Below are 24,175 nucleotides of genomic sequence, written 5' to 3'. Positions count from 1 at the left end.
GGCCGGGTCCGCGCATGGTTCCGCCGGGGCGTCTCCTCAGTCGGGCGCCGGCCTCGCGCAGGTTTCCGCCGGTACGCCATCGAACCCGGGCGCCATGCCCGCGCAGGGTCCTGCCAGCGCGCCTTCCCAGCTGCGGGCCGGGTCCGCGCATGGTCCCGCCGGGGCCTCTCCTCAGCCGGGCGCCGCGCCCGCGCAGGGTTCCGCAGGCTTGCCCCCGAAGCCGGGCACCCGCCCCGCCCACGGTTCCGTCGCCATGCCCCCGACCCAGGGCACTCACCCCGGCTCCGAGCCCGCTCGTCCCGCCGGTTCCCTGCCTCTGCCCCCGCTGCGTCCCATGCCGGAGCCGTCGGCCGGAGACGGGGCTGCGGGCCGGGGGTACGCGGGCTCGGCCTCCGCCGGGTCCTCCCACGCCGCGCAGCACGCCACGGACGGCCACCCGGCCAACGGCCACGGCACCGCCGCTTTCTCCCCGGACCCGTCCCTCTCCTGGAGCGCCCCCATGACGCCCGGCGCGGCACCGGGGGCCCAGCGTCCCGTCGTGTCGTTCGGGGAGCCCGAGGGGTACGACGCGCAGGCGCGCCCGCGGCCCCTCGGGGTGCGGATCCGGCCACGGATCGCCGGGGCGGCCGCCTGCGTCGTGCTGGGGCTCGGGCTCATCGGCGGGGCCCTGACCGGGAGTTGGCTGGTCGGGGACACCGGCGACGGCGGTGCGCAGGACACCTTCGCCGCGGCCGGGACCCTGTGGCACAGCGTCCCCGTCGACAAGCTGTTCCCGCCCACCGTGATCGGGCAGGGCGCCGGACCCGGCGGCGCCGACCGGACCTGGACGCGGATCGCCGTGGCCCCGGACACCGGCTGCGCGAAGGCCTTCGACCCGCTTCTGCGCAAGGCCCTGGCCCCCGTCGGCTGCCAGCGCCTCCTGCGCGCCAGCTACATCGACGCCACCCAGAGCTACGTCACCACCGTCGGCCTGCTCTTCACCAAGGCCGACGCGGCTGCCATGCGCACGCTCGACACCGAGTTCGCCAAAAAGGGCCTCGACCGCCGCAGCGACCTCATGCCCCGCCCCTACGCCGCCAAGGGCACCCTGGCCGCCGGATTCGGCGACGAACAGCGCGCCTCGTGGACCGTCTCCGTCCTCACCGACGCCCCGGTCGTCGTCTTCGCCGTCTCCGGCTGGGCCGACGACCGCACCGTCGACGAGCCCGAGCCCGCCGAGGAGGCCATGCAGTCCGGCGCCACCACGGCCGTCGCCCAGGCCGGCCTCGGCCACGAGGCGCAGGGCCTCGCCGACCGCATCGAACGCGCCCTGCGCAAGAACGTCAGCCCGTCCACGGAGCAGTCGGAGCAGTCGTCATGAACACCGGCCCCAGCAGCGCGGCGACCACCGCCCCGACCAGTGCTGTGAAGACCGTCCTGACCCGGCGTACCGGCCCCCTCGCCGTCCTCGTCGGCGCCTGTCTCGCCCTCCTGCCACCCACCGTCGCGCACGCCGACTCCATACGTGCCCGGCAGTGGGCCCTGGACGCCATGCACACCCAGGAGGCCTGGCAGACGACCAAGGGCAAGGGCATCACCGTCGCCGTCCTCGACACCGGCGTGGAGTCCGACCACCCCGACCTGGACGGCAACGTCGTCGAGGGCAAGGACATGGTCGGCTTCGGCGCCGAGCGCGGCGACCGTGCCTGGGCCCGGCACGGCACCGCCATGGCGAGCATCATCGCCGGGCACGGACACGGCGCCGGAGGCGGCGACGGCGTCATGGGCATCGCCCCCGAGGCCAAGATCCTCCCCGTCCGCGTCATCCTCGAGGACGGCGACCCCGCCCGCGCCAAGGCCCGCAGCACCCGCGGCAACGCCCTCGCCGACGGCATCCGCTGGGCCGCCGACCACGGCGCCGACGTCATCAACCTCTCCCTCGGCGACGACTCCAAGTCCGCCCACCCCGAAGCGGGCGAGGACGAGGCCGTCCAGTACGCCCTGAAGAAGGGCGCCGTCGTCGTCGCCTCGGCCGGCAACGGCGGCGAGAAGGGCGACCACATCTCCTACCCGGCCGCCTACCCGGGCGTCATCGCCGCGGCCGCCGTCGACCGCTACGGCACCCGCGCCTCGTTCTCCACCCGCCGCTGGTACGCCACGGTCAGCGCCCCCGGCGTCGACGTCATCATCGCCGACCCCGACCACAAGTACTACGAGGGCTGGGGCACCAGCGCCGCGGCCGCCTTCGTCTCCGGAGCGGTGGCCCTGCTCAAGGCCGCCCACCCCGGCCTGACCCCGGCCCAGATCAAGATGCTCCTGGAGGACACCGCCCGCGACGCCCCCGCCGACGGCCGCGACGACTCCCGCGGCTACGGCTTCATCGACCCGGCGGCCGCCATCAAGGAGGCCTCCCGCATCAAGCCGCAGCGCCTGAAGCCCGTGGCGTACGGCGAGCAGTACTTCGGCTCGGGGCCCGACGCCGCCGACTCGGAGGACGACGCGACGAGTTGGACCGCCTGGCTCGCGGGCGGCGCCGGCGGCGTCCTGCTGGTCTCCGCGGTCGCACTGTGGCGCGGCCGCCGCCAATGCTACGACTTCTAGCCACCGGGTCCGTCACGAGGGGGAAGCGGCGGAGGCGGAGGCCGCCGCAGTCGGCGAACCGGACGAGGTCTCGTTGGCTTCGGCGAACACCGACACCGCGGCCTCGGCCGCCGCCTCGACCAGCGAAACCCCCTTCGCCTTCGTCGAGTTGCCGTCGGACAGCACGGCCACCAGACAATCGCGGCTGTCCACCGTCACCCGCCCCATGCTGTTGATGTCCCACAGCCCGGTGGCGGTGCGCGGCAGCCAGCCGTTCTTCAAGGCCCACGCCGAGCCGTCGGCCGCGGCCGACACCCCCCACTGCTGGTCGACCGCAATCTCCCCCATCAACTCCTGCAGATACGCCCGCGACCGCGCACTCAGCTCCGAGTCCTCCCCGAACACCTGCTGCAACAGCGTGAGTTGATCCGCCGCAGTGGTCTGCGTCAGCCCCCAGTACATGCCGTCGCCGCCCTCGGTGTCCGTGAGCCCAAGGCGCTCATTCGCCGAATCGAGTCCCTCCGCCCTCCCGATCGCCCGCCACAGGGCCGACGCAGCGGTGTTGTCACTCTTCTCGATCATGTCGGCGGCCTGCGACTTCTCCGTCGCGGTGAGCTCACGCCCGGCGTCCTGCGCCTGCAGCAGCAGCGCGGCCAGGATGTCGACCTTGACGATGCTCGCGGTGTCGAAGCCGCGGTTGCCGTACGAGGCGCTCGCACCGGACTCCAGGTCCAGAACCGCCACCGACACCTCGGCGCCGTCCTCGACGGTCACCGACTCCATGGCCTCGGCCAGCAGGACGTCGTGGTCCACCGTCGGCTGTGCCACGGGTTCCACAGAAGCCTCCCCGCCCGCCCGGGCCGATACCGACGCCGACGCCGACGCCGACGGCGTCACCGCTGACGATACGGCGCTCCCGCCCGAGTGCGCCTGAGCCTTCATGTACACCGTTCCCGCGGCCGCACCCCCGACGATGACGACGAAGGCGAGCGCGGCGTACGACAGGGGCCGGCGGCGTCGGCGGGCTCTGGAAGACTCCATGCCCGCGATCGTCGGGCCGGTGACTGTGCGGGCCGTTAGGCGGACGTTAGATGTGTGTCAGGGAATTCTGAGATTCCGGTGAAACGCGTCACAGCCCGGTTTCCGGGGCCGCACAAGCGCAGCAGCATCCCCCCGATAGGGTCGGTGACCGTGGCGAACAAGAACATTCCCGACTCCCTCTTCTCCGACGACGACGGCTCCGCCGACCCCCGGCTGAGCGCCGCGCTCGCCGCCTGGGCCGAGGACCGCACCGCCGAGGACCCGGTCCTTCAGGCCCTCAAGGGCGCCCGGCTGCTCGTCCCCGTCGTGGCCGTGCTCGGCGAGGTGGAGGAGGACGAGAACGGGCTGCGCCGCGAGAAGAGCAGCGACATGGCCGTACCGACGCTGAAGGCCGGCGAGCGCACCGCCCTGCCCGCCTTCACGTCCACCGACTCCCTCGCCCGCTGGGACCCGGCGGCCCGTCCCGTCGCCGTACCCCTGCACCAGGCCCTGCAGGCGGCCGCGCACGAGAAGGCGGACACGCTCGTGCTGGACCTGGCCGGCCCGGTGCCGTACGAGCTGACGGGGCGCGCGCTGCTCGCGCTCGCCGAGGGCCGTACGACGACCGACCCGCTCGCCGACCCGGCCGTCGTGGCGGCCGTACGCGCTGCCGTCGCCGCCGAACCCGCCGTCCTGCGCGCCCACCTCGGGCCCGGGCAGGCCGACGGCACCCTCGCCCTCGTACTCGACGAGTCCGCCGTACCCGCCCGGGCCGCCCGTGCGGTCGCCGAGCGGCTCGCGGCCGACGAAACACTGAGGGCCCGCCTGGTGCGCGGCCTCGACCTGGCACTGCTGCCGGCCGGGGTGACGCCACCGGGCGAGCCCCTGTACGTACGAGGGTGATCTAGCCGTAGATCGGGCCGGTGTACTTCTCGCCCGGGCCCTGACCCGGCTCGTCCGGGACGATCGACGCCTCGCGGAAGGCCAGCTGCAGCGACTTCAGGCCGTCGCGCAGCGGCGCCGCGTGGAAGGAGCTGATCTCGGTCGCGCTCGCGTCGAGGAGACCGGCGAGGGCGTGCACCAGCTTGCGGGCCTCGTCCAGGTCCTTGTACTTGTCGCCCTCCTCGGTCAGACCGAGCTTCACGGCGGCGGCGCTCATCAGGTTGACGGCGACCGTCACAATCACCTCGACGGCGGGGACCTCGGCGATGTCGCGGGTCATCTCGTCGAAGCCGGGGGAATCAGGAGACTCAGGAGGGGTGTCACTCATGTCCCACACGATAGGGCCCGGTGTACGAGGATTCGCACCACCCCCGGGTTGCTGCTAACCTTGTGTAACGACCGGCTGGACACCTCTGTGTCGAGCCCACAAGTGGAGGCTCCGATCTCCCACCTGACCGTCCTTCGGGACGGCGGGTCACCCGGTCAGGCGGCCACCATCGTTCCGTACGGACGATGGAGTCGCCCGAAATTGCGCCCCGCGATCATCGCGGCGGTGCTCCGGAAGTGTTTGGAGCCCCGCCTGTGATCGTCCGGGGCATTTTTTGTGCTTCGGCGCGGTTAGGTCTAACGAAAAGACATACGCGGCTGTCCGCCAGACCGCCGTGTGGTGCTAACCGAGGAGGATCCATCAGCGCCGAGCCCCGCATCAACGACCGGATTCGCGTTCCCGAGGTGCGACTTGTCGGTCCCAGTGGCGAGCAGGTGGGCATTGTCCCGCTGGCCAAGGCACTGGAGCTTGCGCAGGAGTACGACCTGGACCTGGTCGAGGTCGCGGCGAACGCCCGTCCGCCCGTGTGCAAGCTCATGGACTACGGGAAGTTCAAGTACGAGTCGGCCATGAAGGCCCGTGAGGCGCGCAAGAACCAGGCGCACACGGTCATCAAGGAGATGAAGCTCCGGCCGAAGATCGACCCGCACGACTATGACACCAAGAAGGGTCACGTCGTCCGGTTCCTCAAGCAGGGCGACAAGGTCAAGATCACGATCATGTTCCGTGGTCGCGAGCAGTCCCGGCCCGAGCTGGGCTACCGATTGCTGCAGCGTCTCGCGGAGGACGTCCAGGACCTCGGTTTCGTCGAGTCGAACCCGAAGCAGGACGGCCGGAACATGATCATGGTTCTCGGTCCGCACAAGAAGAAGACCGAGGCGATGGCCGAGGCCCGCCAGGCGCAGGAAGCCCGCAAGGCAGAAGCGAAGGCCAACCCCGGCAAGTCGCAGAACGCCGCGGAATCCGAGAACGCCGTGGAGACCGAGGCTCCTGCCGAGGCTTCCGCCGAGGCGTGATCCCGGGGGACGCAAGTCCCCAGGACGTAACCGATACAAGAGCGACGCTCCACAGTGCCCGGTTTCACGACCGGGCATCGGAGTGCCATCTACGAGGAGAGAACGGCGCTATGCCGAAGAACAAGTCGCACAGCGGTGCCAGCAAGCGCTTCAAGGTCACCGGCTCCGGCAAGGTGCTCCGTGAGCGCGCCGGCAAGCGCCACTATCTCGAGCACAAGACGTCGCGCCTGACGCGTCGCCTCACCGGCAACGCCGAGATGGCCCCGGGCGACGCCAAGAAGATCAAGAAGCTTCTCGGCAAGTGACATCGGGCGCGGATCGCATCGCATCGGTCCTCGCGCCTGATCTCTGACCGGGACCCAATCGATACCGGGTCGTGTGAGTCCAACCACGGCCCCGCTACAAGGAGTTAAAAAGTGGCACGCGTCAAGCGGGCAGTCAACGCCCACAAGAAGCGCCGGGCGATCCTCGAGCAGGCTTCCGGCTACCGCGGTCAGCGTTCGCGTCTGTACCGCAAGGCCAAGGAGCAGGTCACCCACTCGCTGGTCTACAACTACAACGACCGCAAGAAGCGCAAGGGTGACTTCCGCCAGCTGTGGATCCAGCGCATCAACGCCGCTGCCCGCGCGAACGGCATCACGTACAACCGCTTCATCCAGGGTCTGAAGGCCGCGAACGTCGAGGTCGACCGCAAGATCCTGGCCGAGCTGGCTGTCAACGACGCGGGCGCGTTCGCCGCGCTCGTCGAGGTCGCCCAGAAGGCGCTGCCGAGCGACGTCAACGCGCCGAAGGCCGCGTGACGCTCCGGCTGCCCTAGGCAGACGTGACTGACTGAAGGGACCCGCAGGCCGAGGACGCCTGCGGGTCCTGCTGTGTCCGTGAACTTCAGAACTCCAAGGTGAACGTCATGCCCCCCGCCAGCCCCGAGCTGATCTCCCCCCGCTCCCCCCGCGTCTTGGCCGCCCGGCGGCTCGCCAAGCGGAACTTCCGGGGCAAGGAGCGGCTGTTCCTGGCCGAGGGACCGCAGGCTGTGCGGGAAGCGGGTGAACACCCGGACACCCTGGTGGAGCTGTTCGCCACGCTCGACGCCGCGGAGCGGTACGCCGACATCATCGGTGAGGCCCGCGCCGCGGGCGCCCGCGTGCACCTGGCTGCGGAGCAGGTGATCGCCGACATCTCCACCACCGTCACACCGCAAGGGCTCGTCGGGGTCTGCCGGTTCATCGACACGCCCTTCGAGGACATCCTCGCCGCCCGCCCCCAGCTCGTCGCCGTGCTCGCGCATGTGCGGGACCCGGGGAACGCCGGCACCGTGCTGCGGTGCGCCGATGCCGCCGGGGCCGAGGCTGTCGTCCTCACCGACGCCTCCGTCGATCTCTACAACCCCAAGGCCGTACGAGCCTCCGTGGGGTCGCTGTTCCACCTTCCCGTCGCTGTCGGTGTCCCCGTCGAGCGGGCCGTGGCGGGGCTCAAGGACGCCGGTGTGCGGATCCTCGCCGCCGACGGTGCGGGCGACCGTGACCTCGACGACGAACTCGACAAGGGGAGCATGGGCGGGCCGACCGCCTGGGTGTTCGGGAACGAGGCCTGGGGGCTTCCGGAAGAGACCCGTGCGCTGGCCGACGCCGTCGTGCGCGTGCCGATCCATGGGAAGGCCGAGAGCCTGAACCTCGCCACCGCCGCCGCCGTATGTCTCTACGCGTCGGCCCGTGCACAGCGCGCCCTCGGAGGGTGCCGCTCCGTCACCGAGAGCTAGTAGGGTGACCAGCTCGGGGGCCCCTCAGCCGTCGTGAGAGGTGGGGTACGGGGATGAGTGTCGGCACGAGCAGCGCGCCGGGGGCACGGGAGGTGCGGCGGCAGTCCGATTCCCGGCCCGGTGATGTCGCCGAGCTCGGAATCGATCCCGACGACCTGCCCGACGGCCTCGTCGTCGCCGACGAGCACGGTCACGTCATCTGCTTCAACGCCGCCGCCGAGCGCATCACCGCCGTCCGCGCCGCCGACGCCCTCGGGCAGCGGCTGGAGAAGGCCCTGCCGTTAGAGGACCTGGAGGGGCGGCGCTGGTGGCAGCTGACCGACCCGTACGGCGGCCTCGCCATTCGCCGACGCCAGCCCGAGCGCAACCTCCTCCTTCCCGGCGGACGTGAGGTGCTCGTCTGCGTGCGGTACGTCCGCAGTGAGCCCACCGGGCCCGTATGCCGCGTCGTCGTCTCGCTCCGCGACACCGAGGCCCGCCGCCGCACAGAGCGCAGTCACGCCGAGCTGATCGCCACCGTCGCGCACGAGCTGCGCTCGCCGCTCACCTCCGTCAAGGGCTTCACCGCCACGCTCCTCGCCAAGTGGGAACGCTTCACCGACGACCAGAAGCGGCTCATGCTGGAGACCGTCGACGCCGACGCCGACCGGGTCACCCGGCTCATCGCCGAGCTGCTCGACATCTCCCGGATCGACAGCGGGAGGCTGGAGGTGCGGCGCCAGCCCGTCGACATCGGCGCGGCCGTCGGGCGGCACATCCAGGCGTACGTCGCCGCCGGGCAGCCCGCCGACCGGTTCCTGCTGCGCCTCGAGCAGCCGCTGCCCGCCCTGTGGGCCGACCCCGACAAGATCGACCAGGTGCTCAGCAACCTCATCGAAAACGCCGTGCGGCACGGCGACGGAACCGTCACCATTGACATCACGGCCACGGCGTCCCCGCGCGAAGACGAAGGCCATGAGAATGCAGCCACGTCGGTCACCGTGAGCGACGAGGGGCCCGGCATCCCGGAGGAGTCCATGAACCGCGTCTTCACCCGCTTCTGGCGGGGCAGCAAGCGCGGCGGCACGGGCCTCGGGCTCTACATCGTCAAGGGCATCGTCGAGGCGCACGGCGGCGCCGTCGAGGTCGGTCGCGCCCCCGGCGGCGGCGCGCAGTTCCGATTTACGTTGCCCGTGGCGGCACCGGCGTATCTCACCTGAGAGCCGGTCCGGGCCCCACGGGCGCATTCGCATCCCTCAACCCCGTTAGACTCGGCCTTTGGCACCTTTGTGTCCCAAAAACCGTGACGATCTGTCCACGAGTCGGTACGGGGACCATCCGCCAGCCAATCGGAAGCACGGGAAGAGATGTCGGCACCGAATAAGTCGTACGACCCTGTAGAGGTCGAGGCCTTGAAACCGGAAGAGATCGAGCGCATGCGGGACGAGGCGCTCGCCGCCTTCGCCGCCGCGGACTCCCTCGACGCGCTCCAGGAGGCCAAGGTCGCCCACACCGGCGGCACCTCCCCGCTGGCCCTCGCCAACCGCGAGATCGGCGCCCTGCCCCCACACGCCAAGGCCGAGGCCGGCAAGCGCGTCGGCCAGGCCCGCGGCGCCGTCAACAAGGGCCTCGCCACCCGCCAGGCCGAGCTGGAGGCAGAGCGCGACCAGCGCGTGCTGGTCGAGGAGTCCGTGGACGTCACGCTGCCGTACGACCGCGTACCGGCCGGCGCCCGCCACCCGCTCACCACCCTGTCCGAGCGCATCGAGGACATCTTCGTGGCCATGGGCTACGAGGTCGCCGAGGGCCCGCAGGTCGAGGCCGAGTGGTTCAACTTCGACGCGCTCAACATCGGCCCGGACCACCCCGCGCGCGGCGAGGCGGACACGTTCTTCGTCCAGACTGCAGCCAATGGCGGCTCCGCCGCGGGCGACGGCGGCACCGAGTCCGGCGTCGTGCTGCGCACCCACACCTCGCCCGTGCAGATCCGCTCCCTGCTCGACCGCGAGCTGCCGGTCTACGTGATCTGCCCCGGCCGCGTGTACCGCACCGACGAGCTGGACGCCACGCACACCCCGGTCTTCCACCAGGTCGAGCTGCTCGCCGTCGACGAGGGCCTGACCATGGCGGACCTCAAGGGCACCCTGGACCACATGGTCCAGTCCCTGTTCGGCGAGGGCATGAAGACCCGGCTGCGCCCGAACTTCTTCCCGTTCACCGAGCCGTCCGCCGAGATGGACATGGTGTGCTACGTCTGCCGCGGCGAGTCCGTCGGCAACCCCGACCGCCCTTGCCGTACCTGCTCCTCCGAAGGCTGGATCGAGCTCGGCGGCTGCGGCATGGTCAACCCGCGGGTGCTCACCGCCTGCGGCGTCGACCCGGAGAAGTACAGCGGCTTCGCCTTCGGGTTCGGCATCGAGCGGATGCTGATGTTCCGCCACAACGTCGAGGACATGCGAGACATGGTCGAGGGTGACGTCCGGTTCACCCGGCCGTTCGGGATGGAGATCTGATGCGGGTCCCGCTTTCTTGGCTGCGGGAGTACGTCGACCTGCCGGCGACCGAAACCGGCCGTGACGTCCAGGCCAAGCTCATTTCGGCCGGTCTCGAGGTCGAGAGCGTCGAGCACCTCGGCGCCGACCTCAAGGGCCCGCTCGTCGTCGGCCAGGTGCTGACCATCGAGGAGCTGACGGAGTTCAAGAAGCCGATCCGCTTCTGCACCGTCGACGTCGGCCAGGCCAACGGCACCGGCGAGCCCCAGGAGCTCATCTGCGGCGCCCGGAACTTCCAGGTCGGCGACAAGGTCGTGGTCGTACTCCCCGGCGCCGTGCTGCCCGGCGGCTTCGCGATCGCCGCGCGCAAGACCTACGGCCGTGTCTCGCACGGCATGATCTGCTCCACCAGCGAGCTGGGCATGGGCGACGACGGCACCCACGGCATCATCGTGCTGCCGCCGGAGACCGAGGTCGGCAAGGACGCCATCGAGCTCCTGGAGCTGGTCGACGAGGTCCTGGACATCGCCGTCACCGCCAACCGCGGCGACTGCCTGTCCATCCGCGGCGTCGCCCGCGAGACCGCCATCGCCTACGGCATCCCGCTGCGCGACCCGGCGCTCCTCGACGTGCCCGGCCCGAACGCTTTCGGCTACCCGGTCCAGGTCTCCGACCCGCTCGGCTGCGACCGTTTCACCGCCCGCACGGTGACCGGCCTCAGCCCCGAGGCGCGCTCCCCGATCTGGCTGCAGCGCCGCCTGCAGAAGGTCGGCATGCGCCCGATCTCGCTCGCCGTCGACGTCACCAATTACGTGATGATGGAGCTCGGCCAGCCGCTGCACGCCTACGACCGCAACCTGGTCCAGGGCACCATCGGCGTACGTCGGGCCGCGGAGGGCGAGAAGCTCGTCACCCTCGACGGCGTCGAGCGGGGGCTGCACGCCGAGGACCTGGTGATCACCGACGAGCGCGGCCCGATCGGCCTCGCGGGCGTCATGGGCGGCGCCAACACGGAGATCGCCGACCACGAGGACGTGGAGAACGCGTCCACCGATGTCGTCATCGAGGCCGCCCACTTCGACCAGGTCGCCATCGCCCGCACCGCCCGCCGTCACAAGCTGTCCTCGGAGGCGTCCCGCCGCTTCGAGCGTGGCGTCGACCCGGCCGCGGCAGCCGCTGCCGCACAGCGGACGGTGGACCTGCTGGTGCTGCTGGCCGGTGGCACGGCCGAGGCCGGTGTCACCGAGGTCGTCACGCCGTCCGGGCCGCACAGCATCACCACCCCGGCCGACCACCCGGACAAGGTCGCGGGCGTCGAGTACGGCCGCGAGACCGTCGTACGGCGGCTGCAGCAGATCGGCTGCGACGTGTACGGGCAGGACGAGCTGATCGTCACCGTCCCGTCCTGGCGGCCCGACCTGCTCGAGCCGAACGACCTGGCCGAAGAGGTCATCCGCCTGGAGGGCTACGAGAACCTGCCCTCCACGCTGCCCAAGCCGCCGTCCGGCCGTGGCCTGACCCACCGCCAGCGACTGCACCGCCGGGTCGGCCGCGCGCTGGCCGGAGCGGGCTACGTCGAGGCGCCGAACTACCCCTTCGTCAGCGAGCAGGTCTTCGACCAGCTGGGCCTTGCGGCCGACGACCCGGGCCGCCGCGTCGTCAAGCTGGTCAACCCGCTCAACGACGAGGAGCCCGCGCTCCGTACGTCGCTGCTGCCGGGTCTGCTCGGTGCGCTGCGCCGCAATGACGGGCGGGGCTCGCACGATCTGGCCCTGTTCGAGACGGGCCTGGTCTTCCAGCCGCGTCAGGAGCAGCGCGTCGCCGGTCATCTGCCGGTCGACCGACGCCCGACCGACGAGGAGATCGCCGCGCTGAACGCCGTGCTGCCCGAGCAGCCGCGGCACGTGGCCGTCGTCCTCGCCGGTGCGCGTGAGCGGGCCGGCTGGTGGGGCGGTGGCCGTCCGGCCGGGTGGGCCGACGCGGTCGAGGCGGCGCGTGTCGTGGCGCGGGAAGCCGGGGCCGAGCTGATCGTGCGGGCCGGGCAGTACGGGCCGTGGCACCCCGGTCGGTGCGCCGAGCTGGCGATCGCCGTCGACGGTGCCGAGCGGGTTGTCGGTCACGCCGGTGAGCTGCACCCGCGGGTGCTCAAGGCACTGGGCCTGCCCACGCGCACCTGTGCGATGGAGCTGGACCTGGACGCCTTGGAGCAGGTCGGTGACGGTACGCCTCAGGCGCCGAGCATCTCCACGTTCCCCGTGGCCACGCAGGATGTCGCCCTCGTGGTGGACAAGCCGGTGCCGGCCGCGGAGGTCGAGGCCGCGCTGCGTGACGGGGCGGGTGAACTCCTCGAGGCGATCCGGCTGTTCGACGTGTACGTCAATGACGAGCAGCTGGGTGATGGCAAGAAGTCGCTCGCCTATGCGTTGCGGTTCCGTGCGGGGGATCGGACGCTGACCGTCGATGAGGCTTCGGCTGCCAGGGACGCTGCGGTGGCCCTTGCGGGCGAGCGGACCGGGGCGGTTTTGAGGGGCTGATCGCCGCGGGGGACTGTGCCGTTTGCCGGCTGCGGGTTTCATCGTGGCTGGTCGCGCCCACGCGGCGGAGCCGCATATCGACACAGTCCCGCGCCCCTGCATCGGGCGTTGCAGTCACCTCACTCAATAGGGTGACTTCTCTGGGTGATCTGGTACTTCCGGGTCATCTCTCGACAGAATCGGACCGGCCTTTCGAGGTCGGTCCGTCTGCGTTGTCAGGGCCTATTGGGGGGCCATCGGCATGTTCCGCTTCAAGGCTCGGGTTCCCCGCAAGGTGCTGGCGATGGGGCTGCCCACCGCCTGGGGCGCGATGGCGATCACGTACAAGCTGGCCTGCCCGCTGGCCCAGCAGGGCAGTCTCGGCGCTCGGATCGTCACCAGCGCCGTCTTCTTCGCCGTCGGCACGGGGCTGATCCTCCACGTCCGACAGGTGTTGCTGCGTGAGCTCCGGCAGGTCCGGAAGGTTGCCGGTGCCGCGCAGAGCGCGCTGCTGCGGCCGCTGCCCGCCCGCATCGACGGGCTGAACGTCGCCGCCGCCCAGCTCTCCGCGGATCGCAGTGCCTGTGTCGGCGGTGACCTGTACGAGGTCATCGCCACCGAGCACGGCGTACGGGCGGTGATGGGCGACGTACGCGGCCATGGCATCGCCGCCATGGGCACGGTCGCCGCAGTCCTCGGCAGCTTCCGCGAGGCCGTCCACGACGAACCCGACCTGGGCCGGGTGCTGCGCAGACTGGACCGTGCCCTGGCCCGGCACCTGCGCGAGCGGTCGCGCGACGACCCGGTCGCCGAGGAGTTCGTCACCGTACTGCTGCTGGAGATCGGCCGGAACGGCGAGATCTCCGCCCTCAACTGCGGTCACCCCTGGCCGTATCTGCTGACCGGCACGACCGTCGAACCCCTGGCCGGCACCGACCCCCTCCCACCGCTGGGCCCGTTCCCGCTCCCGGCCGAACTGACCCCGCTGCCCTGCGGCTCTCTCCTGTCCGGGGACTCGCTCGTCCTGTACACGGACGGTGTCGAGGACGCGAGGGACACGAGAGGGCGGTTCTTTCCCCTGCAGGCGGCGCTCGTCGAAGCCGTACGCCACCACCCGATCACACCGCAGACGATCCTGCGCACCCTGTTCACGGCCGTCCTCCGCCACACAAGGGGAAGGCAGGCAGACGACATAGCGCTACTGGTCCTACGGAACGACCGAACCAGGCTCAAGTGCAGCCAACCTTCAGGGGCGCGGGGCCGTGACATAGGCGGCTCCGCCGCCGGGGCGCGACCAGCCACAACGAACCCGCAGCCGACCAACCACCTTTGACACAACGGCGTTCGGTCGCACGGCCAAGTCGGCGGCGGCCATCCGCCCAGCCACGGAGTGTCGGGCAGGCAGCTGGGCGGACGGCGCGGATGCGGGCCGCCGCACTGTACGAGGGGGAGCCGGCGGCCCGGCCGGCCTCTTGCGAGGCATTTCAGTCAACCGGGTGGAAACTCTCCGCAACAGTGCGCGCACGCTGCGGATTCGCGTACTCCGTTCACACCCCGTGTGAAACGGTTCGCACTACTCTGTCGGCACCGAGCCATCCGGGGGGCATACATGCAGCCCAACACTCTGCTCGACGCGATCCTGGACGAGGCCGGGGTCTCGCACGCGGGGCTGGCCGCACATGTGAACCAGGCGGGGCGGGCGCGCGGGCTCGCTCTGAGATACGAACACACCGCCGTCGCACGTTGGTTGAAGGGTCAGCGGCCGCGCGGCCAGGTGCCCGACCTGATCTGCGAGGTGCTCGCGGCCCGGCTGCACCGTACGGTCACGCTCGACGACATCGGCCTCGGCGTACCCGGCGACCCGTCGGCCGCGCACACCACCTCGCTGTCCGGCTTCGTGGAGCGGGCCACCGCGCTGTGGCGCTCCGACGAGCAGCAGCGGCCCCACATCCTGGGCGCGCCCGCGGTCACCGGCACGCCCGCCGTCATGCCCGTGTGGGAGTGGGAGAATCCGCCCGAGGATGTGGATGTGTCGCGCGGCGGCCGGCATCGGGTCACCTCCGCCGACATCGAGATGCTGCGTGCCGCGCGCACCCACTACGAGCAGATGTACCGGAAGGCGGGCGGCATAGCGACCCGCACCCGGATCGTCGGATTCCTCAATGCCGAGGCGGCGCCGTTGCTGCGCGGCAGCTACACCGACGCCACGGGGCGTCAACTGCACCGGGCCACGGGCGGGTTGGTGGCGGTCGCCGGGATCTGCGCGTACGACTCCGACGCGCACGGGCTCGCCCAGCGCTACTTCCATCAGGCGCTGCGGCTCGCGAAGGCCAGTGGGGACCGGGGGTTGGGCGCGTATGTGATCGCCCTGCTCGTCAACCAGTCGCTGTTCATGCGGGAGTTCCGGCAGGCTGTCGCCTTCGCGGAGGCCGCGCTGCGGGCCGCCGGCAAGCACATCACCCCGGCCCTCGCCTCCGACCTGTACGCGATGCAGGCGAAGGCGTACGCCCACCTCGGCGACGGCACGAGCGCCCTGTCCTGCATCCGGCGTGCCGAGCAGGCCGCCGAACGCATCCGCCGCGGATACGAACCCGACGAAACGGGCTATGTCCAGCCCGGACTCGTCAACGTCCAGGTGGCGGAGGCGCTGCTCAGCCTCGGGGAGCTGGCCGCAGCGGGGGAGCATGCCGCGGCCGCCGTCGACAATCCCGCCCACGACCGCGGCCGGGTGCACCGGCTCGCCATGCTCAGCACGATCGAGCTGCGTCAGGGCCATGCCGACAAGGCGGTGGCCACCGCGGTGCAGATGGCCGAGCAGGCCCGGGGAATGGAGTCCCAGCGCCTGCGCGACAGACTCCGGGCGGTGCGCGAATACCTGGTGCGCAGCGGTTGCGCGGGCACCTCCGAGGCCGCCGAACTCATCGACGGGGCGCTGCGCGTACCGCTTTAGGCCGGTGCGGGCTGGTACTCGTACACAGACACCTTCATAGTCCCTGCTGCGATATTGCCACTTACTCGACGGAAGGTGGCAGAACCGTGCAGTGGACGAAACAGAACGAACAAACTGTGTATGAAAACCGCTGGTTCACCGTCAACCTGGCAGATGTGGAACTGCCGGACGGCCGGCACCTGGATCACTTCCTCATACGGCTGCGGCCGGTCGCCGTGGCCACGGTGGTCAACGAGGCCAATGAAGTCCTCCTCCTGTGGCGCCACCGTTTCATCACCGACAGCTGGGGGTGGGAACTCGCGGCGGGCGTCGTCGAGGACGGCGAGGACATCGTCCGCGCGGCCGCCAGGGAACTCGAGGAGGAGACCGGCTGGCGGCCGGGACCCCTGCACCACCTCATGAGCGTGGAGCCCTCCAACGGGCTCACCGACGCCCGGCACCACATCTACTGGGCCGACGAGGGCGAGTACGTCGGGCATCCCGTGGACGACTTCGAGTCGGACCGCCGGGAATGGGTCCCGCTCAAGCTCGTCCCCGACATGGTCGCCCGTGGGGAGGTCCCGGCCGCCAACATGGCGGCCGCGTTACTGCTGCTGCACCATCTCAGGCTCGGGTAGGACGTCTTGCCCTGATGTGACGTCCCGGATCTCCCGACCTCCGGATCTCCGGATCTAATGCCCGACTACCTGCCAGATCGCCACGACGAGCGCACCCACGGCGGTGAGGGCGGCGACCGCGGGCAGCGGCCAGCGCGCGTGTTCAAGTGTGTGGATCCGGGTGTTCAGCTCGTCGAGTTCCTTGGCGGTCTCCTCGGTGCGGTGCGTGAGCAGAGCCAGCCCGCCCTCCACGCGGGCGTAGGCGACGTCCAGGCGACGTCGTAACTCTGCGACTTCTCCTTGTACGACGGGATGCTCGGGATCGGCGGTCACGAGTCCGCTCCTTTCCGTAGTCATCTTCAATCCCTGGCATGCGCAGGGAAAGTGAACTCGCCTGGTGGACGCATGGGGAGAGTGTGCGAGGGGCATATGCGAGCCCGGAGCGCACACGGTGTGTGAATGGCGCGGGCCCGGCACCCTCTCGGTGCCGGGCCCGTGTACTTGGCCGGAATCTGACGGACTGTAATCAGCCGTAGGTGTAGAAGCCGGATCCGGTCTTGCGGCCGAGCCGGCCCGCGTCGACCATGCGCTGCAGCAGCGGGGGAGCGGCGTACAGCGGCTCCTTGAACTCGTCGTACATGCTCTGCGCCACGGAGGCGACCGTGTCGAGACCGATCAGGTCGGACAGCTTCAGCGGGCCCATCGGGTGGGCGCAGCCGAGTTCCATGCCGTTGTCGATGTCCTCGCGGCTGGCGATGCCCGACTCGAACATCCGGATCGCCGAGAGGAGGTAGGGGATGAGCAGCGCGTTCACCACGAAGCCGGACCGGTCCTGGGCGCGGATGGCGTGCTTGCCGAGCAGCTTCTCGGCGAACTGCTGGGCCCGGGCGAGCGTGCCCTCGGAGGTGGTGAGGGCCGGGATCAGCTCGACGAGCTTCTGCACCGGGGCCGGGTTGAAGAAGTGGATGCCGACGACCTGGTCGGGGCGCGAGGTGGCGACCGCCAGCCTCACCAGCGGGATCGAGGAGGTGTTGGAGGCCAGGATCGCGTCAGGGCGGGTCACGACCTGGTCGAGCACCTGGAAGATCTCGGTCTTCACCTGCTCGTTCTCCACGACCGCCTCGATCACCAGGTCACGGTCGGCGAACTCGCCCAGATCGGTGGTGAAGGACAGCCGCGCCTGCGTGGCGTCCCGCTCCTCCTCGCTGATCTTGCCGCGCTCGGCCGCCTTGGCCAGGGACGTGAACAGCCGGGTACGGCCGATCTCCAGGGCCTCGCCGGTGGTCTCGGCGACCATCACGTCCAGCCCGGAGCGGGCGCACACCTCGGCGATGCCCGCTCCCATCTGGCCGCAGCCCACCACACCGACGCGTGCAATATCTCCGGAGATGCCGGTCACATCGACCCCTTCGCTGGTCCACGAGTGCGGCAGGACCGCCGTTGTTCGGCGCCTGCTCCAAACCTGCACGTTACCTTCGGCGAAGCATGATCGATCGTTCGGGTGCCTCATGAAAGGCTGATGCGCGGGGGCGATCCGGAAAGCAAGGATCTGTCACGGGGTGGGCCCTTGACCACGGCACACGGAGGTACGAAGAGATGCTGCACCGAAAGTCACGGATGTCACGACGGGCGTTTTCGGTGACCGCCCTGTCGGCACTCGTGGCGGGAAGCGGCGCGGTGGCGGCCGGTTCCGCCATGGCGGGCGGAACGACGAAGCCGGCCCGGCGACGGGCGACCCGCGAGATGCGCGGTGTGTGGGTGGCGACCGTGGCGAACCGGGACTGGCCCTCCAAGCAGGGGCTGACCGCCGACGAACAGTGCGCCGAGCTGATCGCCCACCTGGACGCCGCGGAGGAGAGCCGCCTGAACACGGTCGTCCTCCAGGTACGGCCCACGGCCGACGCCCTGTGGCCCTCGCCGTACGAGCCGTGGTCGCAGGTCCTCACCGGCACTCAGGGCGAGGACCCCGGCTGGGACCCGCTCGGTACGGCCGTCGAGGAGGCCCACGCCCGCGGTCTGCAGCTGCACGCCTGGTTCAACCCGTACCGCATCGCCAACCACACCGACCCCACCAGGCTGGCCGAATCCCACCCCGCCCGTCGGCACCCGGACTGGGTGGTGACGTACGGCGGCAAGCTCTACTACAACCCGGGCCTGCCCGAGGTCCGGGCGTTCGTGCGGAAGGCGATGCTCGACGCGGTGGAGAGGTATCCGGTCGACGCGGTCCACTTCGACGACTACTTCTACCCGTACCCGGTGGCAGGCCAGACCTTCGACGACAACGACGCCTACGACCGCTACGGCGGCGACTTCGCGAGCCGGGCCGACTGGCGGCGGGACAACATCGACCAGCTGGTCCAGGAGATGGCGGCCGGCATCAGGAAGATCCGGCCCACCACGGAGTTCGGCATCAGCCCGTTCGGCGTGTGGCGCAACGCCGCCACCGACCCACTCGGCTCCGACTCACGGGCGGGCGTGCAGACATACGACGACCTGTACGCGGACACCCGCAAGTGGGTCCGCGAGGGCTGGATCGACTACATCTGCCCGCAGCTGTACTGGAACATCGACTTCGCTGCCGCCGACTACGCCAAGCTCGTGCCGTGGTGGGCGGAGGTGGCGCGGGGCAGCCGCACGAAGCTGTACCTCGGCGAGGCGCTGTACAAGGCCGGTGATGCGGCGCAGCCCGCGGCCTGGCAGGACCCGGCCGAGCTGTCCCGGCACCTCACGCTGGCCAAGGAGCATGTGGAGCCGCGCGGCCACGTCTTCTTCGCCGCGAAGGACGTGGCGGCCGACCGGATCGGGGCGATGGCACGGGTGGTCGCCGACCACTACGGGCGGCCGGCGATTCCGCCGCGCTGATCTGCTCGATCTGTTCGCCGAGCTACTTCGTCGTGTTCCTGTGGCGGATCTCGGTGTCCGGGCCGGGGGAGCACAGCCCCTCGTGCCCGTCCTCGAAGCGGACGCGGTACGGAGGGTTGCCCTCCTGGCCCAGGACTTCGACGATCTCGCCGACCTTGTCGTGTTGCCCGACCACCCTGCCGTGCTGGACAAGCTGGTCGCCCACGGTTGCACGCATCTGTTGGGCCTCCTCACCAGGTGCGGGAGCAGCGGTCCGTGGCCTTGAGTCTACGGCGCGGAGCGGTGGTTGGAAGTGGGTCGTCAGGGCCCGCTCAGCCACGTGCCCGCTGGGTCACGGCGATGCACACGAGCACCGCCGCGGCCGTCAGCGGGGCGGCCACTGTCAGGTGCTCACCCAGCAGCAGCACCGACCACACCAGTGTGAGCAGGGGTTGGGCCAACTGCAACTGGCTGGCCTTCGGGATGCCGATCGCCGCCATGCCCCGGTACCAGACGACCAGGCCGAGGAACTGCGAGCCCGCCGCGACCCACAGCAGTCCGGTCACGCCGTGCCAGGTCAGGTGGACGGGCTCGTACGACAGTGCCAGTACGGCGGCCGGCGCGCTCAGCGGCAGACACAGCACCAGCGCCCAGCCGATCACCTGCCAGCCCGGCATGACGCGGGCCAGCCGGCCGCCCTCGGTGTAGCCGGCCGCGCAGACCAGCAGCGCCGCGAAGAGGTACAGGTCGGCGGTGGTCAGGGCGCCGCCGCTCTGCTGCACGGTGAAGGCGATCACCGCGGCCGCGCCCGCGAGCGCCGCGGTCCAGAAGGTGCGGGAGGGGCGGGTGCCTACGCGCAGGGCGGAGAACAGAGCGGTGGTGAGCGGGAGCAGACCGACCACCACGGCGGCGTGCGCGGTGGTGGACGTCTTGAGCGCGAGTGTGGTGAGCAGGGGGAAGCCGACGACCACTCCGCCGGCGACCACCGCGAGGCCCGCCCAGTGACGGCGGGCGGGGAGCGGCACGCGAAGGGCGAGCAGACAGCCGCCCGCGATCAGCGCGGCCAGCACGCTGCGCACGGCGACCAGCGACCAGGCGCCGAAACCCTCCAGGCCCCAGGCGGTGGCGGGGAAGGTGAGGGAGAAAGCGGCGACACCGAGGGCGGCCTGCAGGGTGCCGCGGAGGGTCGTCCTGGTCGGCGGGGCGGTCGCGGCGCTCGGCGTGGCCGAGGTGGTGACTGCTATCGAGTGTCGAGCGGTAGCGCTATTCTCTGTTCCCATGCACGAGCGTAGCAGTGTCGGCGAACTGGCGAATCAGCTGCGGCGAGAGCTGGACCGCTACTCTCCTGGCGGAAAGCTCCCGTCGAGCCGAGCCCTTGTCGAGCGGTTCCGGGTGAGCCCGGTGACCGTCTCGCGTGCCCTCGCGCAGCTGGCGGCCGAGGGGCTGGTGGTCACCCGGCCCGGCGCCGGTGCGTTCCGCGCCGAGCCGCGCACGCGGTCCGCTGCCGTCGCGGACACCTCCTGGCAGGAGGTGGCGCTCAGCGCGGACTCCGCCGCCGAACTCGTGCCGCGCTCGGTGGACGCCTCCGGGGTGCTGGCCTCGCTCATGGCTCCGCCGCCCGGCGTGATCGAGTTCAACGGCGGCTATCTGCATCAGTCGTTGCAGCCGGAGCGGGCGATGGCCGCCGCCCTGTCGCGGGCCGGCCGCCGGCCCGGGGCTTGGGGGCGGCCGCCCATGGAGGGGCTGCCGGAGCTGCGGGAGTGGTTCGCGCGCAGCATCGGCGGGCCGGGCGGCGCCGTCACGGCCGCCGAGGTGCTGATCACCTCGGGCGGCCAGTCGGCCCTGACGACCGCGCTGCGGGCCCTCGCACCGCCCGGCGCGCCCGTACTGGTCGAGTCGCCCACCTACCCGGGCATGCTGGCGATCGCCCGCGCGGCCGGTCTGCGCCCGGTCCCCGTCCCGGTCGACGCGGACGGTGTACGGCCGTCCCTGCTCGCCGACGCCTTCCGGGCGACCGGCGCCCGTGTGTTCGTCTGCCAGCCGCTGTTCCAGAATCCGACCGGTGCGATGCTCGCCCCCGACCGGCGCGGTGAGGTGCTGCGCATCGCGCGCGAGGCCGGTGCCTTCGTCGTCGAGGACGATTTCGCACGGCGGCTGGTGCACGAGGACGCGGGGCCCCTGCCGCGTCCGCTGGCCGCCGACGATCCCGACGGCGTCGTCGTCCATGTCTCCTCCCTGACCAAGGCGACCTCGCCGAGCTTCCGGCTGAGCGCGCTCGCCGCCCGTGGTCCGGTGCTGGAGCGGCTGCGCGCCATCCAGGTCGTCGACACCTTCTTCGTGCCCCGGCCCCTGCAGGAGGCCGCGCTCGAACTCGTGGGCTCGCCCGCCTGGCCGCGCCATCTGCGGGCGATCTCCGCCGAGTTGAAGACCCGCCGCGATGCGATGACGGCCGCCCTGCGCCTCGCCCTCCCCGAACTCGCCCTCCCGTACATCCCCTCCGGCGGCTACCACCTGTGGCTCCGCCTGCCCGACGGCACCGGGGGCGCCTCCCAGGCCTTCGGCTCCGGCGGAGAGTCCGCCCTGACCTCCGCCGCCCTGCGCGCGGGCGTCGCGATCGCACCCGGCCGCCCCTACTTCAGTGCGGAACCTCCGGCCGGGCATGTGCGGTTGAGTTTCGCCGCGGTGGCGGGCGTGGGGGAGATCGCGGAGGGGGTGCGGCGGCTGCGGGCGGCCTGTGACGAGGTGCTCTAGCCGCCGGGTACCGGGGCTGTTCCGCAGGTGAACTCGGCGGACTCCAAGAGCTCCGGGGTCAGGCGTATGCCGGTGATGCGGTGGGCCAGGGCGAAGGAGGCGCCGGTGAGGCCCTCGTACTCCCGGTCGTCGTGTTCTTCGTGCTCGACCAGGTCGAAACCCGACTCCCGCATGTCCTCCAGGAGTTCGTCGGGATGGCTGCCGTCGCGGTAGTAGGCGAAGAGTGGCTCGAAGTGCACGCGCAGCTCGCCGTTGTCGTACCAGCAGAAGTGGTCCACCGCGTTGACGTTGAGGAAGTGGGAGACCACCGTGCGGCCGCGCGAGAGGGGGAGCATGGCTTCGTTCGTGACGCCGAGGTAGCCGTTGAACTCGACCATCAGCGACCAGTCGCCGACCGCGGTCGCCCCGACGAACAGCCGGTGGGAGCCGCTCACGTCGTACGAGGGCTCGCACAGACCGTCCATGCCCGTGATCCGAGGCCCGGGCTCGGCCTTCAGCTCCCGGAGGAGTTCCTCGGGAGTCAGCCCGCGCACCAGCGTGATGCAGTACGCCTGCATCAGGTTCTCGTACCGCTCCTCCAGCCACGCATAGTCCGCGGCAGTCGTCTTCCCAGTCATGCCCGCAGCATCGCACCCGCCACTGACAACGCCCCGCCGACCAGGGAAAACTGCTCGACGCCGCCGAGCTTGCCCTGCGAATCTTGCCGCATGACCGATATCCCGCCCCTCGCCGACGGCCACGAGATCTCGACCGACCCCCAGCGCATCGACGCCGAGCGCGTGCACCGGTGGCTGTCCACCGACGCGTACTGGGCGATCGGGCGGGCGCGGGAGAAGCAGGACCGGGCGATCGAGGGTTCGCTGAACTTCGGGGTGTACGAGACGGTTTCGGGGGAGCAGGTGGCGTATGCCCGGGTCATCACCGACCGGGTGACCTTTGCGTGGCTGTGTGACGTGTACGTCGACCCGTCGGTGCGCGGCAAGGGGATCGGGACGGCGCTCGTCGGGGCCGTACGCGAGCACCTGCGGCCGTACGGGTTGAAGCGGATGCTGCTCGCCACGCACGACGCGCACGGCGTCTACGAGAAGCTCGGGTTCGCGCCGCTTCAGAAGCCGGACCAATGGATGGCGCTCTACTTCTAGTTGCCGGGTGGCAGTGCTCCACTTGCCTCCAACGGCAGTACTTGAATGTCCAACAGCCGTTTTCCAGTGACTTGTCCGGCTGATCCCGACCCCGTAGTAAGGTTTCGTCCACCCTCGGTCACGTCTGCACAACGCCTCTTGACCTGCGCACTTTCGCGACACACCATCGCCGCATGTCGCTTCGGGTCACGTTCGTCGCCGCCGCGCGCAGCTCCCCGCTGCTCGCGGAGCGCTTCGAGGACGACCGGCCGCTGGACCAGGCCGGCTGGGACGAGGTGCAGCGCGTCGCGCGGGACCTGGTGCCCTTGGCGGCGGCGGAGCTGCGCTACTGCTCGCCGACCCCGCGCAGCCGCGCCACCGGCGACGCCCTCGGCTATGCCCCGCTGGTGCAACTCGCCCTGCGCGACTGTGACATGGGCCGCTGGCGCGGGCTCACGCTCGGCGAGGCGATGGCGCGTGAGCCGGAGGCGGTGGACGCCTGGCTCGCCGACCCGCGCGGCACGCCGCACGGCGGTGAGTCCCTGCTGGCGTTCATCGCCCGGGTCGGCGGCTGGCTCGACACCCGGCCCGTGGGGGACGGCGGCCGTATCGTCGCCGTGGCCGAACCGTCCGTGATCCGTGCCGCCCTGGTGTACGCGCTGAAAGCGCCGCCCGCCACGTACTGGAACATCGACGTACGCCCCCTGTCGACGACCACGGTGACCGGCCGCGCGGGCCGCTGGTACCTCCGCTTCGACGGGGCGCCGGCTCAGCCCTCGCGCGCGTAGTCGGTCGTGAGGACGAGGTCCTTGGCCGGGCCGCGCACCCGCCACACAGTCCGCCAGTGGTCCTTGTCGAGGACGGTGAACTCGCCCCGGTAGAGGTCGGCCGAGCACGGGTGATCGGCGATGTACCGTCCGGACGTCAGGTCCAGGTCGTGGAAGGGCCGCCCGTCGGCGAACCGTACGTCCGCCGTGCCGCGCGTGGCGCCCGGCTGGAAACGCAGCGTCCGCTCGGCGGGTCGGGGTACGCCCTGCCAGACGAACGTGCCGGACTCGCGGTGCAGGAGCCCGCCGCCCTCGAGTGGGCCGAAGACCGTCGTGCCGGAGAACTCCCCGGCCGCCCCGCTCGCGAGGTCCCGTACCGACCGCTCGACCCGCCAACTCCCGGCCAGGTACGTCAGTACATCCGGTACTGGCCAGAACTCGCCCATCCGTTCCTCTCCTCCGGCTCTTCCGGCTCTTTCCGAGACTTTCGGTACCGCGCGACCCGTTGACGCTCTTGAATCCCCTCCCTATCTTGCCGTTCGAA

24 protein-coding genes and 1 pseudogene are annotated in these 24,175 nt (G+C 71.0%); 17 read left to right on the top strand and 8 right to left on the bottom strand.

The window, feature by feature from the left end:
- Positions 1-538: 538 nt before the first annotated feature.
- Both ADL12_RS48120 and mycP read left to right on the top strand, forming a co-directional pair.
- Complete coding sequence (locus ADL12_RS48120; protein WP_062715545.1) at positions 539-1,360, top strand: hypothetical protein; 822 nt, start codon at positions 539-541, stop codon at positions 1,358-1,360.
- The gene (gene mycP / locus ADL12_RS48115; RefSeq protein WP_062715537.1) at positions 1,357-2,580 is read left to right on the top strand and encodes a type VII secretion-associated serine protease mycosin; all 1,224 of its coding nucleotides are present in this window, start codon (positions 1,357-1,359) and stop codon (positions 2,578-2,580) included. Before ADL12_RS48120 ends, mycP begins: the two co-directional genes overlap by 4 nt.
- Positions 2,581-2,592: 12 nt before the next feature.
- On the opposite strand, the gene ADL12_RS48110 is transcribed toward mycP, so the two are convergent.
- Positions 2,593-3,600: a serine hydrolase gene (locus ADL12_RS48110; RefSeq protein ID WP_062715535.1), complete on the bottom strand. Its 1,008-nt coding sequence runs from the start codon at positions 3,598-3,600 to the stop codon at positions 2,593-2,595.
- Between the two features lie 150 nt (positions 3,601-3,750).
- Between ADL12_RS48110 and ADL12_RS48105 the strand changes: the two genes are divergently transcribed.
- A complete protein-coding gene (locus tag ADL12_RS48105; protein WP_062715544.1) occupies positions 3,751-4,482 on the top strand; it encodes an SseB family protein in 732 nt (243 codons plus the stop codon).
- 1 nt (position 4,483) lies between these two features.
- Here ADL12_RS48105 and ADL12_RS48100 read toward each other — a convergent pair whose 3' ends face one another.
- Positions 4,484-4,849, bottom strand: a complete 366-nt coding sequence (locus ADL12_RS48100) for a DUF1844 domain-containing protein (protein WP_062715532.1) — start codon at positions 4,847-4,849, stop codon at positions 4,484-4,486.
- 334 nt (positions 4,850-5,183) lie between these two features.
- On the opposite strand from ADL12_RS48100, the pseudogene infC reads away from it, so the two are divergent.
- From infC to ADL12_RS48050, 10 genes and pseudogenes are all read left to right on the top strand, one after another.
- Positions 5,184-5,865, top strand: a pseudogene (infC, locus tag ADL12_RS48095) (translation initiation factor IF-3).
- A gap of 110 nt (positions 5,866-5,975) precedes the next feature.
- Positions 5,976-6,170: a 50S ribosomal protein L35 gene (rpmI, locus tag ADL12_RS48090; RefSeq protein ID WP_062715530.1), complete on the top strand. Its 195-nt coding sequence runs from the start codon at positions 5,976-5,978 to the stop codon at positions 6,168-6,170.
- 111 nt (positions 6,171-6,281) lie between these two features.
- Positions 6,282-6,665 (top strand): 50S ribosomal protein L20, encoded by a 384-nt coding sequence (gene rplT / locus ADL12_RS48085; protein ID WP_004002577.1) that lies wholly within the window; start codon positions 6,282-6,284, stop codon positions 6,663-6,665.
- Between the two features lie 107 nt (positions 6,666-6,772).
- On the top strand, positions 6,773-7,621 hold the full coding sequence (locus ADL12_RS48080; RefSeq protein WP_062715529.1) for a TrmH family RNA methyltransferase: 849 nt from the start codon (positions 6,773-6,775) through the stop codon (positions 7,619-7,621).
- 53 nt (positions 7,622-7,674) lie between these two features.
- Positions 7,675-8,820, top strand: coding sequence for a sensor histidine kinase (locus ADL12_RS48075; protein ID WP_062715528.1), 1,146 nt, complete (start codon positions 7,675-7,677; stop codon positions 8,818-8,820).
- A gap of 147 nt (positions 8,821-8,967) precedes the next feature.
- A complete protein-coding gene (pheS, locus tag ADL12_RS48070) occupies positions 8,968-10,113 on the top strand; it encodes a phenylalanine--tRNA ligase subunit alpha (RefSeq protein ID WP_062715527.1) in 1,146 nt (381 codons plus the stop codon).
- Entirely contained in the window at positions 10,113-12,626 is a 2,514-nt protein-coding gene (pheT, locus tag ADL12_RS48065) for a phenylalanine--tRNA ligase subunit beta (protein WP_062715526.1), read from the top strand. Before pheS ends, pheT begins: the two co-directional genes overlap by 1 nt.
- Before the next feature lie 241 nt (positions 12,627-12,867).
- On the top strand, positions 12,868-13,938 hold the full coding sequence (locus ADL12_RS48060) for a PP2C family protein-serine/threonine phosphatase (protein WP_062715525.1): 1,071 nt from the start codon (positions 12,868-12,870) through the stop codon (positions 13,936-13,938).
- Positions 13,939-14,214: 276 nt separating this feature from the next.
- Positions 14,215-15,555 carry an NsdA family TPR-like regulatory protein gene (locus ADL12_RS48055; protein WP_062715523.1) on the top strand — a complete coding sequence of 447 codons (1,341 nt, stop codon included), beginning with the start codon at positions 14,215-14,217 and terminating at the stop codon, positions 15,553-15,555.
- A gap of 86 nt (positions 15,556-15,641) precedes the next feature.
- On the top strand, positions 15,642-16,172 hold the full coding sequence (locus tag ADL12_RS48050) for an NUDIX hydrolase (RefSeq protein WP_079052684.1): 531 nt from the start codon (positions 15,642-15,644) through the stop codon (positions 16,170-16,172).
- A gap of 54 nt (positions 16,173-16,226) precedes the next feature.
- Here the strand turns inward: ADL12_RS48050 and ADL12_RS48045 are convergent, their stop codons facing one another.
- Both ADL12_RS48045 and ADL12_RS48040 read right to left on the bottom strand, forming a co-directional pair.
- On the bottom strand, positions 16,227-16,484 hold the full coding sequence (locus ADL12_RS48045; RefSeq protein ID WP_062715519.1) for a hypothetical protein: 258 nt from the start codon (positions 16,482-16,484) through the stop codon (positions 16,227-16,229).
- 193 nt (positions 16,485-16,677) lie between these two features.
- Positions 16,678-17,550, bottom strand: a complete 873-nt coding sequence (locus ADL12_RS48040; RefSeq protein WP_079052683.1) for a 3-hydroxybutyryl-CoA dehydrogenase — start codon at positions 17,548-17,550, stop codon at positions 16,678-16,680.
- A 218-nt stretch (positions 17,551-17,768) separates the two neighbouring features.
- Between ADL12_RS48040 and ADL12_RS48035 the strand changes: the two genes are divergently transcribed.
- Positions 17,769-19,013, top strand: coding sequence for a glycoside hydrolase family 10-like protein (locus tag ADL12_RS48035; protein ID WP_062715542.1), 1,245 nt, complete (start codon positions 17,769-17,771; stop codon positions 19,011-19,013).
- Between the two features lie 22 nt (positions 19,014-19,035).
- Here ADL12_RS48035 and ADL12_RS48030 read toward each other — a convergent pair whose 3' ends face one another.
- A complete protein-coding gene (locus ADL12_RS48030) occupies positions 19,036-19,230 on the bottom strand; it encodes a DUF1918 domain-containing protein (protein WP_062715515.1) in 195 nt (64 codons plus the stop codon).
- Positions 19,231-19,324: 94 nt separating this feature from the next.
- On the bottom strand, positions 19,325-20,272 hold the full coding sequence (locus ADL12_RS48025; RefSeq protein WP_062715513.1) for a DMT family transporter: 948 nt from the start codon (positions 20,270-20,272) through the stop codon (positions 19,325-19,327).
- Here ADL12_RS48025 and ADL12_RS48020 point away from each other — a divergent pair.
- A complete protein-coding gene (locus ADL12_RS48020) occupies positions 20,271-21,743 on the top strand; it encodes an aminotransferase-like domain-containing protein (RefSeq protein WP_062715511.1) in 1,473 nt (490 codons plus the stop codon). The genes ADL12_RS48025 and ADL12_RS48020 overlap by 2 nt on opposite strands.
- Here the strand turns inward: ADL12_RS48020 and ADL12_RS48015 are convergent.
- Positions 21,740-22,360, bottom strand: coding sequence for a DUF6461 domain-containing protein (locus ADL12_RS48015; RefSeq protein ID WP_062715509.1), 621 nt, complete (start codon positions 22,358-22,360; stop codon positions 21,740-21,742). The two genes, ADL12_RS48020 and ADL12_RS48015, sit on opposite strands and share 4 nt — an antisense overlap.
- Before the next feature lie 90 nt (positions 22,361-22,450).
- Between ADL12_RS48015 and ADL12_RS48010 the strand changes: the two genes are divergently transcribed.
- Together ADL12_RS48010 and ADL12_RS48005 are read left to right on the top strand one after the other, a co-directional pair.
- Complete coding sequence (locus ADL12_RS48010; protein WP_062715507.1) at positions 22,451-22,885, top strand: GNAT family N-acetyltransferase; 435 nt, start codon at positions 22,451-22,453, stop codon at positions 22,883-22,885.
- A gap of 173 nt (positions 22,886-23,058) precedes the next feature.
- On the top strand, positions 23,059-23,652 hold the full coding sequence (locus tag ADL12_RS48005) for a histidine phosphatase family protein (RefSeq protein ID WP_062715505.1): 594 nt from the start codon (positions 23,059-23,061) through the stop codon (positions 23,650-23,652).
- Here ADL12_RS48005 and ADL12_RS48000 read toward each other — a convergent pair.
- Positions 23,634-24,077 carry a DUF6314 family protein gene (locus ADL12_RS48000; RefSeq protein WP_062715503.1) on the bottom strand — a complete coding sequence of 148 codons (444 nt, stop codon included), beginning with the start codon at positions 24,075-24,077 and terminating at the stop codon, positions 23,634-23,636. The genes ADL12_RS48005 and ADL12_RS48000 overlap by 19 nt on opposite strands.
- Positions 24,078-24,175 lie beyond the last annotated feature (98 nt).

This window comes from Streptomyces regalis (genome assembly GCF_001509475.1).
GTDB lineage: Bacteria > Actinomycetota > Actinomycetes > Streptomycetales > Streptomycetaceae > Streptomyces > Streptomyces regalis.
Note: the sequence above shows the minus strand (reverse complement) of the source record. Positions and strands in the feature narration are given on the sequence as shown.